10 protein-coding genes, 2 tRNA genes and 2 pseudogenes are annotated in these 15,106 nt (G+C 38.4%); all 14 read right to left on the reverse strand.

Annotated elements, in window-relative coordinates:
• Positions 1–4: 4 nt before the first annotated feature.
• Complete coding sequence (gene rpoB / locus KE503_RS03170; RefSeq protein ID WP_117944137.1) at positions 5–3,802, reverse strand: DNA-directed RNA polymerase subunit beta; 3,798 nt, start codon at positions 3,800–3,802, stop codon at positions 5–7.
• Positions 3,803–4,042: 240 nt separating this feature from the next.
• Positions 4,043–4,128, reverse strand: a tRNA-Leu gene (locus KE503_RS03175).
• 4 nt (positions 4,129–4,132) lie between these two features.
• A tRNA-Tyr gene (locus KE503_RS03180) sits at positions 4,133–4,214 on the reverse strand.
• Between the two features lie 79 nt (positions 4,215–4,293).
• A complete protein-coding gene (ftsH, locus tag KE503_RS03185) occupies positions 4,294–6,141 on the reverse strand; it encodes an ATP-dependent zinc metalloprotease FtsH (protein ID WP_022374589.1) in 1,848 nt (615 codons plus the stop codon).
• Positions 6,142–6,156: 15 nt separating this feature from the next.
• On the reverse strand, positions 6,157–6,678 hold the full coding sequence (hpt, locus tag KE503_RS03190) for a hypoxanthine phosphoribosyltransferase (protein ID WP_022374588.1): 522 nt from the start codon (positions 6,676–6,678) through the stop codon (positions 6,157–6,159).
• Positions 6,623–8,044: a tRNA lysidine(34) synthetase TilS gene (gene tilS, locus KE503_RS03195; RefSeq protein ID WP_212384471.1), complete on the reverse strand. Its 1,422-nt coding sequence runs from the start codon at positions 8,042–8,044 to the stop codon at positions 6,623–6,625. Before tilS ends, hpt begins: the two co-directional genes overlap by 56 nt.
• Entirely contained in the window at positions 8,041–9,447 is a 1,407-nt protein-coding gene (locus KE503_RS03200; protein ID WP_022374586.1) for a SpoIIE family protein phosphatase, read from the reverse strand. Before KE503_RS03200 ends, tilS begins: the two co-directional genes overlap by 4 nt.
• A 100-nt stretch (positions 9,448–9,547) precedes the next feature.
• Positions 9,548–9,784: pseudogene (locus tag KE503_RS14950) on the reverse strand (WYL domain-containing protein); the annotation flags it as partial.
• An 88-nt stretch (positions 9,785–9,872) separates the two neighbouring features.
• Positions 9,873–10,175, reverse strand: a pseudogene (locus KE503_RS03210) (HIRAN domain-containing protein).
• Positions 10,176–10,269: 94 nt separating this feature from the next.
• Positions 10,270–10,725, reverse strand: a complete 456-nt coding sequence (locus KE503_RS03215; RefSeq protein ID WP_212384473.1) for an exonuclease domain-containing protein — start codon at positions 10,723–10,725, stop codon at positions 10,270–10,272.
• Positions 10,726–10,812: 87 nt separating this feature from the next.
• Positions 10,813–11,028 carry a hypothetical protein gene (locus KE503_RS03220; RefSeq protein WP_212384474.1) on the reverse strand — a complete coding sequence of 72 codons (216 nt, stop codon included), beginning with the start codon at positions 11,026–11,028 and terminating at the stop codon, positions 10,813–10,815.
• Positions 11,029–11,272: 244 nt separating this feature from the next.
• Positions 11,273–12,676, reverse strand: a complete 1,404-nt coding sequence (locus KE503_RS03225; RefSeq protein ID WP_055196327.1) for an alanine/glycine:cation symporter family protein — start codon at positions 12,674–12,676, stop codon at positions 11,273–11,275.
• Positions 12,677–12,981: 305 nt separating this feature from the next.
• Complete coding sequence (locus KE503_RS03230) at positions 12,982–14,343, reverse strand: MATE family efflux transporter (protein WP_212384475.1); 1,362 nt, start codon at positions 14,341–14,343, stop codon at positions 12,982–12,984.
• Positions 14,344–14,372: 29 nt separating this feature from the next.
• Positions 14,373–15,047, reverse strand: a complete 675-nt coding sequence (locus KE503_RS03235; protein ID WP_212384476.1) for a Crp/Fnr family transcriptional regulator — start codon at positions 15,045–15,047, stop codon at positions 14,373–14,375.
• Positions 15,048–15,106 lie beyond the last annotated feature (59 nt).

The raw sequence follows: 15,106 nt of genomic DNA on the forward strand, positions 1-15,106 counted from the left end.
CAATCTACATGATTGTGTTATCTTCACCTTCTGATAAGTCTCCGTGTTTATATCCTAAAGCACCGAGTTCAGATTCGCTTTCTTCATAATTATTGAAGACTCCGTCTCCTTCGATCATTGGTGCAAGATCCTGATCAGCATCTCCACCATCAATATCTTCTCTTAACTCAACTTCCTGTGCATTTTCATCAAGGATCTTAACATCTAGGGCAAGTGACTGGAATTCTTTTAATAATACTTTGAAAGATTCCGGAACACCTGGTTCAGGGATGTTATCACCTTTGATGATCGCTTCATAAGCTTTCACACGTCCAACAACGTCATCAGATTTGAATGTCAGGATTTCCTGAAGTGTATATGCTGCACCATAAGCTTCCAGTGCCCATACCTCCATCTCTCCAAAACGCTGTCCACCGAACTGAGCTTTACCACCCAGTGGCTGCTGAGTTACTAATGAGTAAGGACCAGTAGAACGTGCATGGATCTTATCGTCTACCAGATGATGCAGTTTCAGGTAATGCATGAATCCAATTGTTACAGGACTGTCAAATTCTTCTCCTGTACGACCGTCTCTTAATCTTACTTTACCAGTTGTATCGATTGGTACGCCTTTCCATTCTTTTCTGTGGTCTCTGTTTTCGTATAAATAATCCATTACATCATCGTTAACTTTATCACGCCATTTTGCGTCAAATTCTTCCCATGATGTATTGGCATAATCATTTGCCATTCTTAATGTATCTGCGATATCGTTCTCATCTGCACCGTTGAATACTGGTGTAGCAACATTAAATCCAAGAACTTTTGCTGCTAAGGACAGATGGATCTCTAACACCTGTCCGATATTCATACGTGAAGGCACACCTAATGGGTTCAGCACGATATCTAACGGACGTCCGTTTGGTAAGTATGGCATATCTTCTACTGGCAGAATACGGGAAATTACACCCTTATTACCATGTCGACCAGCCATCTTATCTCCTACAGAAATCTTTCTCTTCTGAGCAATGTATACACGAACGCTCTTGTTTACTCCAGGAGGAAGTTCGTCTCCATTCTCTCTTGTGAAGATCTTAGTATCCATAACAACTCCGTAAGCACCATGTGGAACTCTTAAGGATGTATCACGGACTTCTCTAGCTTTCTCACCGAAGATCGCACGTAACAGTCTTTCTTCAGCTGTTAATTCTGTTTCTCCCTTAGGAGTAACTTTTCCTACCAGGATATCACCGGCACGTACTTCTGCACCAATACGGATGATACCATTGTCATCTAAGTCTTTTAATACATCTTCACTTAATCCAGCAAGATCTCTTGTGATCTCTTCCTGACCAAGTTTTGTATCTCTTGCTTCTGCTTCATATTCTTCGATATGAACAGATGTATAAACGTCATCCTGTACAAGACGTTCACTTAACAGTACCGCATCCTCGTAGTTATATCCTTCCCATGTCATGAAACCGATCAATGGGTTCTTACCAAGAGCCATCTCTCCATTGCATGTTGAAGCACCATCTGCTAAGATGTCTCCTTTTTCTACTCTGTCCCCTACAAATACGATTGGGCGCTGGTTCATACAGTTACCCTGGTTGCTTCGTGCAAACTTGATAACATTGTATTCATCTCTCTGTCCGTCATCATTACGAACTACGATCTTTGTACTTGTAGATCTTTCTACAACTCCGCCATTTCTTGCTGTAATGCAGACTCCAGAGTCATATGCTGCCTTGGCTTCCATACCTGTTCCGACAACTGGTGCTTCTGTAGAAAGAAGTGGTACCGCCTGACGCTGCATGTTAGATCCCATCAGCGCACGGTTGGCATCATCGTTCTCCAGGAAAGGAATCATGGATGTAGCTACTGAGAATACCATCTTTGGAGATACGTCCATTAAGTCAAGGTTTACTTTATCAAATTCGGATGTTTCTTCACGGAAACGTCCAGATACGTGAGCATTTACGAAATGTCCATCTTCATCGACTGGTTCGTTCGCCTGTGCTACTACATAATTATCTTCTTCATCAGCTGTTAAATAAACAACTTTATCTGTAACAACTGGATTCTCAGGATCTGTTTTATCCAGTACACGATATGGAGCTTCGATAAATCCATATTCATTGATTCTTGCATAAGTAGCAAGAGAGTTGATCAGACCGATGTTAGGTCCTTCAGGTGTCTCAATCGGACACATTCTTCCGTAATGTGTATAATGTACGTCACGGACTTCGAATCCGGCACGATCACGAGACAGACCACCTGGTCCTAATGCAGATAAACGTCTCTTATGTGTTAACTCAGATAATGGGTTGTTGTGATCCATGAACTGAGATAACTGAGAACTTCCGAAGAATTCTTTCACTGCAGCTGTTACTGGTTTGATATTGATCAGTGACTGTGGTGAAATAGATTCAATATCCTGAGTTGTCATTCTTTCACGAACAACTCTCTCTAATCTTGAAAGACCAATACGATACTGGTTCTGAAGCAGTTCACCAACGGCACGGATACGACGATTACCTAAGTGGTCGATATCATCATCATGTCCAATTCCATACTCTAAATGGATATTGTAGTTGATAGATGCTAAAATATCTTCTTTTGTGATATGTTTTGGAATTAATTCATGAATGTTCTTCTTCAGAGCTTCTTTTAATTCTTCTCCTTCATATCCTTCCTCTAAGATCTTCTCTAATACAGGATAGAATACATCTTCATGAACTCCGATCTCTTCTGGGTTGAAATCTACATATTCAGCAAGATTTACTTCCATGTTAGAAAGTACTTTTGTAGCACCTTCTTCTGTCTGGATCATAACACTTGCTACTGCTGCATTCTGAATCTTATCTGCAAGTTTCATGTCTACATTCGTTCCAGCTTCCGCTAAAACTTCTCCAGTTGTTGGATCTAAGACATCTTCTGCTAAGATAAATCCGCTGATACGATTTCTTAATGCTAATTTCTTATTAAATTTGTAACGTCCTACTTTCGCAAGATCATATCTTCTTGGATCGAAGAACATACTGTTGATCAGGCTTTCTGCACTATCTACAGATAATGGTTCTCCTGGACGGATCTTCTTATATAATTCTAGCAGACCATCTTCATAGTTATCAGATGGATCTTTTTCGATACTTGCAAGAATCTTTGGTTCTTCACCAAATAATTCTTTGATCTCAGCATTTGTTCCGATACCTAATGCACGGATCAGTACTGTGATAGGTACCTTTCTTGTACGGTCTACACGTACGTTAAATACATCATTTGAATCTGTTTCATATTCAAGCCAAGCACCACGGTTTGGAATAACTGTGGAAGAGTATAACTCTTTACCGATCTTGTCATGAGCAATTCCATAATAAATTCCAGGGGAACGTACTAACTGGCTGACGATAACACGTTCAGCTCCGTTGATGATAAATGTTCCTGTTGCTGTCATTAAAGGAAGATCGCCCATAAAAATCTCATGCTGCTTGATTTCATCAGTCTCTTTATTATGAAGTCTTACTTTCACTTTTAAAGGTGCAGCGTATGTTGCATCTCTTTCTTTACATTCTTCAATTGAATATTTGACGTCATCTTTACATAATTGATAGTCAACAAATTCCAAGCTTAACTGATCGCTGTAATCTTCGATTGGGGAGATATCTTCGAATACCTCTGCTAATCCTTCTCTTAAGAACCAATCATAGGAATCCTTTTGAATTTCGATCAGATTTGGTACTTCAAGGACGTCATCCTGTCTGGCATAGCTGATTCGCATCCCTGTACCTGATTTTATTGGCTGTATTCTGTTCTTTTCCATGGACGTTTTTCACCTCTTGATCTAAACCTGGTTTATATACTACATCAACTGTAAGAAACCCTCTATCTTACTATATTTTTCTTACAATTTTACTCTTAATTTTTTACATAGTGTGGGCAGACAAACCCACATTAAGACATTTTCTTATATTATCATACAGGAATATGTATGTCAACCATTAAATAATAAATCTTTTTCTTAAAAAGAAAAAAAGGACTTCAATTAATTGAAGTCCTTTTATGCCGCAGACCGGAATCGAACCGGTACTCGATTTAACTCGAACAGGATTTTAAGTCCTGCGCGTCTGCCAGTTCCGCCACTGCGGCTCAGTGGTGGGAGAAGGATTCGAACCTTCGAAGGCGGTGCCAACAGATTTACAGTCTGCCCCCTTTGGCCACTCGGGAATCCCACCAAGCATTTACCTGACAATTAAAGATTATACGGCATTGCCAGGTAAATTGCAAGTACTTTTTTTATTTTTTTTAAATTTTTTATGCTTCGGTTTCTGTTGCATTTTCTGCATCAAATAACGCTTCGAATTCTACACGGTTGATACGCTCTTTTTCTAACAATAATGCTGCACATTTATGGAGTACATCCATGTGTTCTTCGATCATTGCTTTCGCATCCTGATAGCATTTATTGACGATCTTCTTCACTTCCTGATCGATCAGTGTCTGTGTGTCTTCACCATATGGGCGCTGCTGTCCGATTTCTTTACCTAAGAAGACTTCATCTCCTTCACCACTGTCATAGTTGATCAGTCCAAGTTCATCTGACATACCAAACTTCGTTACCATTGCTCTGGCATACTGTGTTACCTGTTTGATATCCTGAGATGCACCGGTTGTGATATCATCCAGAATCAGTTCTTCGGCAATTCGTCCTCCAAGACTTACCATAATATCCTGGATCAGCTTTCCTTTTGTCATGAATACATTATCATTCTCTGGAAGCGGCATTGTATATCCTGCTGCCCCTGTTCCTGTTGGAATGATAGATACTGTATATACTGGGCCTACATCTGGTAACAGATGGAAAAGAATCGCATGTCCAGATTCATGATATGCTGTGATCCTTCTCTCACTCTCTGGTACGACACGGCTCTTCTTCTCTGTTCCAATACCGACTTTAATAAATGATTTATCAATATCTTCCTTGATGATATATGCTCTGTCATCTCTTGCTGCCTGAATGGCTGCTTCATTCATAAGATTCTCAAGATCTGCACCAACAAATCCTGCAGTTGTTCTTGCGATCTCATGAAGATCCACATCATCTCCTAATGGTTTTTCGCGGCAATGAATCTTAAGAATCTCTTCACGTCCCTTAACATCTGGTCTTCCAACACCAACCTTACGATCAAATCGTCCTGGTCTTAAGATTGCTGGGTCAAGAATATCTACACGGTTTGTTGCAGCGATCATAATGATTCCTTCATTCACTCCAAAACCATCCATCTCAACTAACATCTGGTTTAATGTCTGTTCACGTTCGTCATGACCACCACCAAGTCCTGATCCTCTTCGTCTTGCAACTGCATCGATCTCATCGATAAATACGATACATGGTGAGTGTTTCTTTGCTTCTGCAAATAAATCACGTACACGGGCTGCACCAACACCGACAAACATCTCTACGAAATCAGATCCTGAAATACTGAAAAATGGAACATTGGCTTCTCCAGCTACTGCTTTAGCAAGTAATGTCTTACCAGTTCCCGGAGGTCCTACAAGTAAAACACCTTTTGGTATTCTTGCTCCAATCTTTATAAAACGCCCTGGATTCTTTAAGAATTCTACAACTTCTTCTAACTCTTCTTTCTCTTCTGTAAGTCCAGCAACATCATTAAATGTTACTTTCTTCGCATTCGGATTTGCAAGCTTTGCACGACTCTTTCCAAAGTCCATCATCTTGCCTCCGCCGCCACCATTTTGACGCATCATAATTACCATAAAAAATATGACAACGCCGATTGGCAGTACAACACCGATCAGATTAGAAATCATATCTCCGCTGTGATCAATGCCTTTGATCTCGATCTTATTACCAAGAGATTTATTGGATGCCTTAATATCTTTGATCGTTTCATTGACATCTGTAACCTCACAACTCTTATAGTTATCTTTGCCCAACTCTGCTGTAACTGTACCTGTTGGTACTTCCTTGTTCTGTTTAATAGTTATTGCAGTGACATGGTTTGCTTTCACATCCCTCATCAACTGCTGATAAGAGTAATCCCCTGATCCCGGCTGGAATACACTGATAAAATAATATGCTGCCATAACCAGTATCAACAGAATCACAAAAAATCCACTGTTACTTCTCTTCGGGTTCAACGTTTAGTCTCCTCTCTACTCTTCCTCTACTACTCCAATATAAGGAAGGTTACGATATTTCTGTGCATAATCTAGTCCATATCCGACAACAAATTCATCTGGTACCTCGAATCCTATATATTTCACTGGTACTTCAACTTCTCTTCTATCTGGCTTACTCAATAATGTACATAAATGAAGTGAAGCAGGATTTCTGCTCTCAAGCATAGGTTTTAAATGATTTAATGTCTTTCCTGAGTCAATGATATCCTCTACCACTAATACTTCTTTATCTAAAATCGGCTCATCTAAGTCTTTTGCGATCTTAACGATTCCTGAAGATTCTCTGGAATTTCCATAACTTGATACTGACATAAAATCAATCGTCACAGGCACTGTAATTCTCTTTGCTAATTCACATGCAAAAAATACACTACCTTTTAAAATTGCGATCAAATGTACTTCTTTTCCTGCATAATCCTTGCTGATCTGTGCTCCCATCTCAGCAATTCTCTTGTTTACATCTTCCTCTGAAATCATTACTCTGATATTCTCCATTGGAATCATCTCCTTCTCTTTTGAACTCAAGCTTTAAATAACGCTTGGTTGATCTTGTAATTTTATAATATTCGCTGACTCTTCGTCCAACGATCCATACAATATGGCTGCCATCTGCAACTAAAGGTATCTCATTCCGCAACTGCCTTGGAATCTTCTCATCTATAAAATACCTGCTTAGAGATTTTCGCTTATATTCTGCACCAAATGTAAAAAAATCTCCGGGCTTTCGGCAACGTAGTTGTACATCTGTTTCTATTCTATCATAATCAATGATTTTGATACAATCATTTTCCACGATATTTGTTAAATCTGTAACCTCTTCGCAATAAAGTTTTCCTTCTATTTCTTGTTTATCTGACAGCTCATCTTTTTGTACCAGAATATACTGATAGCTTTTCTCAGCTTTCATCTTATAGGGCAATGATATCTTCTTTCCCGTTTCATTATGCAAAAGTCTCATCAGATCTTCTATATGTCTACGTTCAAGATCTTTTTTCTTTCCCGCAGTCTTCTCCAACACTTTCTTAAGAACCTGCTTTTGTATCCATGGATTTTCCTTACCAAGTTCATTACAACAAATCTTAAATCCATTTTCCATTCCACTTATACACCTTGAAAATGCCATCTCGATCTGAATACTAAGATAAGAACTTACTTCCTGAATATCCTCACATAACCATCCAATATGCTCTACCGCCTGTTCATTTACACTTTCAAGGCAGGGAATGATCTGGTTACGGATCTGATTTCTTGCAAATGCATCATCCTGATTGCTTGCATCTTCCACCCATGTTTGTCCTATCTGTTGTAAATATTCTACGATTTCTTGTTTTTTTACACACAATAGAGGGCGAATCAACACTCCATCTTTCTCTTTCATTGCACCTGCTCCATAAACTCCAGTACCTCTTGCGCAGCGATATAAAAATGTCTCCGCCTGATCATTCTGATGATGAGCTACTGCAATCTTATCAGCGTGGTATTTTTTCATTATCTTGTAGAATACATCATATCTCGCTTTTCTTCCTGCTTCTTCCAAAGTTTTCTTCTCACGCTGTGCGATCATTTTTACATCAATCTTAAATGAAATACATGGGATTGAAAGCTTTCCACATAAATCTTCTACAAATTTCTCATCATCCACAGCTTCATCGCGGATCATGTGATTGATGTGGACAGCCGTGATCTTTAAATTCAGTTTATCTTTCATAGAATATAAGATTCTTAATAAGCAGACAGAATCAGCTCCTCCTGAAACTCCTACTATTATATGTTCTCCAGAATTTATTAATTTTTTCTCTTTGATAAATTTCTTTACTTTGTCCATAAATTCTACTTTATCATTCTTTGTTTTTTTGTTCAATACCTATCCCATATTCCAAGCACCAAGATTGTGATATCATCTTTCTTTTTATATTCTTCCATATTCGTAATCCTGTCAAACAATCGATCTGCGACTGCCTGTGGCCGCACCACATCCATTTCTTCAAGAAACGATGCTAATGTCTCAATGTTATTTTGTGGCATACAGTCTAATACTCCATCACTAAACATTACAAGAAGATCCTCACTTTCCATTTTTTTGCGGCAAAAAGGAATCCTACTTTGAAACAGATCCATTCCTACAACAGTTCTTTCCCCTACCAAAATCTCCACTTTATCTTTTCTTTTTAACAAACATGGACATGCTCCAATCTTAAAAAAAGATCCTATTCCTGCAAACAGATCAAGCTGAAAAAAATCCAGCGTTGCATATTTTTCTTTTTCTGTCTCAAATGCTATGATTGAATCCAAAAGTTGTATACACACTTCTTCCTCTATTCCTGCACCAAGCATATCTTCCATTACTTCTATCATTTTCTTGCTTTCTTTATTCGCCTCATTTCCAGTCCCCATTCCATCCGAGATCATTGCCACGTATCTTCCTTCTCTGATTTTTCCTATTGAAAAACAATCCCCATTCTTCTCTTCATCCTTATAAGCAGCTGTACGTATGCCACTGATCACGTAAAATTTTTCTTCTGGCGTAAAACCATACATTTCATATCCATTTTTTACAAGCTTTTTCTGTTGTGGAAGCGGCATCATTTTTTTCTTTAATATTCTGCTTAATAATGCTGCTGCCTGCCTCGTGCTGATTTCACTTCCTCTTTTCTTCTTCAGATACAGATAAATTTGTCTTCCTTTTTGCGGATTTTCATAAAAACAAACATCCCATATTTTTAAATTATACTTTTCAAATTCTTTTTTGATCTTACTACATAGCTGATCATCTTTATGTATATAAGACATTTTCCCATCAAAAAAATCACCTAGAACTTGCCCGGCTTTCATATATTGATTTCCAATGATCTTCCGCATCTGTACCATATGATGTCTCATTCCTCTTATAAAAAGTTCTCTTTCATAAATCTGATTAGCCTCTTCAATAAAATCCTGCCCATTCTTGCACGGATGACATTGTTTAAGATCTGCATAACTTAAACCGCCCTGCTTTTCTATAATATTTCCAAGTTTGTCCTTATCTGCAATTGTAAATTTACAATTCTGATACTCCCGGCAGCCAACGCACTCTTTGAGGATCACACTTTCAAGTACATTCCTCCCACATCTTTTTGTTTCTTTTTTTTCTTCTTCCTCCTCACAAAACAATTTTCCTGCTGTAAGTAAACACTGTTGCATCTGTTTTATATGATAAACAACCATTTCCTGAAAATCCTCAAGAAAATCCTGTTCTTCCGGACGTATTTTCTTTAAAATATCCATACTTTTTCCTCCTGTTGCTTATCATATGACAGAAGTTAAAAAATATTTGTCGATATGTGCTTTCTAATACAAAAAAGAAACAGTCTTTCATAAAACTGTCTCTTCCGATCACATGATAATGATATCCGCTTCCAATTCGTTCCCCTTCTATCTCAATTCCTAGTTTCTCCAGATCTTTTAAATCTGCATATATACTCTTACGGTCAGCTGTAATCTCATATTCTTCTAATGCTGACATGATCTCTGGCATTGTAATATAATGATCTTCGTCTGTTTGTTCTGACATAATCTGTGCTAGGCGGTATAATTTAAACTTTTGATTCTTTCCTTTTGGCATGACAGCTATTCTCCTTGTTATCGTTCATTTTAAGATAATATAATTATAGCACACATCCTATTTCTCTTGTTGCTACCATGCCATTCTTTTATTCCTCAATCTGTCTTAATGCTTCCAGAATCTTTTCTTCTGTTACCATTACAACCTTAGCTTTCGCTTTATCATCAATTCTGTCATAAATCCTTCCTGCACTCATACTGTCTCCGATGATCGTATATGGACTGTTCGCCACATATCCGATCTTCCCCATTCCCTTCATCTTTACCTGGATCGCTTCTTTGTCATATTCGTTATCAGGTTCCTTTTCAAGTGTTATCTTCATCCCTTTCTCTAAAAAATCTGTACCCTAATAATGTTTTGTTCCTGTTAATGTGAAGTATGTCTTTGCCATATAAAACTCTCCTTTTTTATACTTTATCTCTTTGATGGTTATAGTTTATAACATATGGTGGGGCATAAAAACACCAGCACTTTTCTTTATACCTTTATGTAGTCATAAACATAGACAGATCAATCAAATTCCCCAGTGTATTTTCAAGTGATGATGGTTTCATAACCTCTTCGATCTTACGAAGTGTCTGATCAAACAGTTCTTCATCTTTAAAAACACGCAAAAGTTTTGCTGTATTTCTTGCATCATCAAGAGCATCATGCTGTCTTCCGTTAAAGTCGATTCCTGCCATATCCAATGCAAGTTTCAATGAAATCTGGCGTTCAAATCCTAGATGGATATCAAATTCATTTTGAAAATCTGTCCATCCATGTTCCATCAGCTTATGTTCTTCTTCTGAAAGCTTATATTGTTTCAACTGAATTTCCTTCATGACCTGACTATGATCGGTATTGCTCCATGCATAGATCATCACATCATCTTTGATTTTCAAACACCAATCTGTAAATTGTTTAAAGGCTACCGAAAATGTTGGAGCGTTTGCTACCATTTCATTTATGTTTTTCTCTTTCTATAGAATAAAGGATGAGGTGTCCTATAAAAATACCTCATCCTTTCAAAACCTCTTATTTTGATTTTAGCGATCCATACCAAACATTGCGACTACTCCAAAGATGATCAGTAATGGAAATGCAATTTTCACGAGTCCAATAACTAACATTCCAATTAAGATAACTGGGAAAAATACTAACATTAAAATAAATTTTGAAATCCCCCATGCTGCTCGTATTCCAAAGAAAAATAATTTTCCAAAAATTCCAAATAAAAAGATTAAAAATAGTATTGTTAACATTTCTTCTTCCTTCTTTCTTCCAGTTAAGCTTTCGCCTTCGGCTTTCTATTGCCGATTCATTATAGTTCTATTATAATGAATTGTAAATGAGAAATGCACTTCCTTTTAATAGAAGTGACATTCTCTCCCACTATAGAGGTGAAAGCTTCCCTAACCTTGGCAGGTTTTTGTCATAGGACTACAATCACAACACAATAGAAAACTCTCTAACATCCTAAACCTTCCATAAAATCCTTTCTAAAATTTATCCCCAGTAATCCGTCTCATATTCAAGCCCAATATCCCGAGCCCTAAATACCGGATTCCCTCCGTTTTTCTTCTGCTTCTCATAATCGGCAAGTGCCTTAAGTGCCGTATTCGACAAGATCAAGATTACCGGAATATTGATCAGTGCCATTACTCCCATCAACACATCCGAAATATTCCAAAGCATAGAAACTTCCATTCCAGCACCGATAAATACAACCAATGATGACACAATACGGAATCCTTTCATAAATCCCTTTGATGGTTGTCCTTTATGAATATAATTTAATAAGTTATCACAATAAAAGCAATTTCCAAGTAGTGTTGTAAATGCAAATAACACCATCGCTACTGTGATAAAGAGCGGTCCGAAGTTTCCTAAGGATTCATGGAGTGCTGCCTGTACCCATGGTGCTCCCTGCAGTTCTTGGGCTGGTGCGATTCCTGATGATAAACACATCATAGCTGTTGCTGTACATAATAGCAGTGTATCAATAAATACAGATAACATCTGTACTAATCCCTGTTTGATCGGATGGCTTACCTGTGCAGATGCGGAGGCGTTTGGTGCTGATCCAATTCCTGCTTCATTGGAATAAAGTCCTCGTCTGATTCCCTGCATCATTGCGGAACCTGCAAATGCTCCAAAGATTGCCTGAAAGTCAAATGCTTCACTGATGATCTTTGAAAATACAACTGGCAGATATGCGTGATTGATGATCATAACGATGACTGCGATCAGGATATATGCAACTCCCATGGCTGGAACTAATGTGGATGTTACTTTTACGATTCTTGATCCTCCGCCTAAGAGGCACCATCCTGTAATTAATGCAAGAATTCCTCCGATGATCCATGGAGTCCATTTTGTATCATAGAATGAGAATCCTGAAAATGTAGATTGTAGGTTATAGGATGCAAGCATGTTAAACCCAAATGCATAAGTTGCGATCATGGAGATACAAAATACAATGGCTAATGGTCTGCAGTGAAGTGCTGCTTCAATGTAATACGCAGGTCCTCCGTAGCATTCTCCGTCTTTTCCTTTTTTCTTATAAATCTGTGCTAACGTACTTTCGATCAGTGCGGATGCACTTCCAATGATTGCGATCACCCACATCCAGAATACAGAACCAAATCCTCCAATACAGATAGCAGATGAGACTCCAATAATATTTCCGGTTCCAACTCGAGATGCAGTCGATACCATTAATGCCTGAAATGATGATACTCCATTTTCATCTTCTGGCTTTTCTACAACGGCTTTGCAGGCATCTTTAAATAATCTCATCTGTGGCAGTTTTGTACGGATCGTAAAATAGATTCCCGCTCCGATCAACAGTATTACTAGCAATTTACTGTACATAAAAGTACTGATGCTGTCAATGATGATTCCTAACATAAATTCTCTCCTTGTACGATATTCTCGTATAATAATCTGGATCAATAGTTACAATTTTTATTGCAGCTACTTTAATTCAACAGAAAAATAGACAGTCCCTGCCTGAGGGACTGCCCATTCATTTTAAAAGTATGCGATTTTACTGTCTGCGTCGTTTTTGTATCTTATGATATAATCGCGATTTTCAGAATTCTGATAAATGATGAATATCCCGTTTTCCTGCCGTCTGTCGGCAGAAAGGTCCGTTGAACCTTCTTCGTATGGCTTCAGAAGCTTTCGCTGCTGGTTTAAAAACCTATCTGTTATTATAATAACTCATTCGTATTGATTACGCAATTACAATTATCACTTGGCCATGATTTTCTGAGTGCCCCATAGGAGATCAGAAAGTTGGCAAACCAGCCAGCTGGTACAGCGAGCCAGACAAATGCAATACCAAAACGCGGTGCAAAAATCAAAGCAACTGACAAGCGGATCGCAAGATTTACCATATTAGCAACAAGAAATGGCCGCATGATTCCAAGACCGCGAAGGACTCCATCTGTTGCCATCTTAATTCCCATGAAGGTGAAGAAATAACCGAGCCATCTCATATAATTTCCAGACACCTGATATGCTAAAGCAGTTCCATCTTTCCCTAGGAACAGTGAAGAAATCTGGGTATGCAAGGATTCGATGATCATGAAAGCAAGGATTGCGAAACATATATCTAACACCAATGCAGCATGGTATCCCTTTTTGATACGTTCGATCTTCTTTGCACCAAGATTCTGAGAAACATACGGCGAAACTGCATTACCAATGGATACAAATATCAATGAAAAAACATTTTCTACTCTCATCGTTGCTGAATATCCTGCAAGTGCCTGTGTACCGAATGGATTCACGACTGCCTGTACGATCATCATGCCAATTGACACTGTGGACTGCTGAAGAACTGACGGTACAGCAATTTGAAGCATAGAATGTAACTCCTGTCTGTCAAACCAGTCAAAGCGACTTTCATATCGACGCATCCGGCACAAGAAGATCAAAAGTGACAACACTGCGGAAATCCCCTGTGCAATGAGAGTTGCGAGGGCTGCACCGAACACACCGAGTCCAAGTCCAGCTACCATCCAAAGATCCATCAATATATTTAACATCGATGAGAATATTAAAAGAGCCAACGGTATTTTCGATTCACCGATCGAAGTAAACATTGTTGAAAGAATATTATACATAAACAAAAATGGAAATCCCACAAAATAAACTCTTAGATACAATACCGCTTCATTCAGTATATCAGCAGGTGTTTGTAATACACTCATCATCAAATGAGAAAAACAAAAACCAAAGACACCCAAAAATATACTTAAGACCAGAAAACTGATCAATGATGTTGACACGATCGTTTTCATTTTGCCATAATCTCTGGCTCCAAAATAGCGGCTGACAAGCACACCCGCACCTACACCAGCACCCAATGCTACACAAATGAAGACATTCGTAAGGGCAGCACAGGCACCAACAGCTGCAAGTGCAGAAGAGCCTACAAACTGACCGACTATGATCGAATCAGCCATATTATACACTTGTTGAAAGAAGCTGCCGAGGATCATGGGCATTGCAAAAACAGTCAGCGCTTTAAGGGGCGCATCTGTGATCAAATATTCATCTTTTGACATTATCATATTCCTCCATAAGTTTCTTTTTGTTATCTAAAAACACTAACGATCAACTCAAAATGCTTTCGATTCGTTTTTATAAAACCATCTTTTTGTAATTTTGATATCTCCGTAGACATTGCTGCACGATCAATACAAAGATAATCTGCCAATTGCTGTCGATCAAAAGGAATGTCAAAAGACAACGATGACTGTCTGATAGATTCTGCTGACAAATAAGACAACAGTTTATCTCTGGTCGTTCGCTTACCAACATGTGTGATCTTGTCGTTTAGGATCAATATCTTATTGGCCAAGACACTGACCAGGTTACGGATCAACTTCTGATGATGTTCGCATGCAGTTGGACAGGAAGCCAAAAGTCTCTGAACATTTAAAAAAATGATTTCACAATCCTCATCTGCTGCCACGCTGACATTCAAAACAGCTCCCGGACTTGCTGCATATGGCTCGCCAAAAAAATCACCGGCATAGCATTTTGACAGAATATTTCGGTGTCCCCACAGATCTTCCTGCATAACAAGAACGCAACCCGACACCACAAGTCCCATAACTTCGGTAGAGTCTCCAGCTCTGAAAATATAAGAAGCCCGTTTTCTGTAAATTGTCGTTGCATTTACGCAATGTAATATCGATAGTATCTCATTATCCGTAAGGCCTTTAAAAAAAGGACTGTTTTTTAAAATAGGCAAATATTTTTTCAAAATGATCCCTCCTGTTGGAAATCAAACATACATGTTGCAATTATTATACTATATTTTTT

The organism is Anaerostipes sp. Marseille-Q3525 (assembly GCF_018223505.1).
Classification (GTDB): domain Bacteria; phylum Bacillota; class Clostridia; order Lachnospirales; family Lachnospiraceae; genus Anaerostipes; species Anaerostipes amylophilus.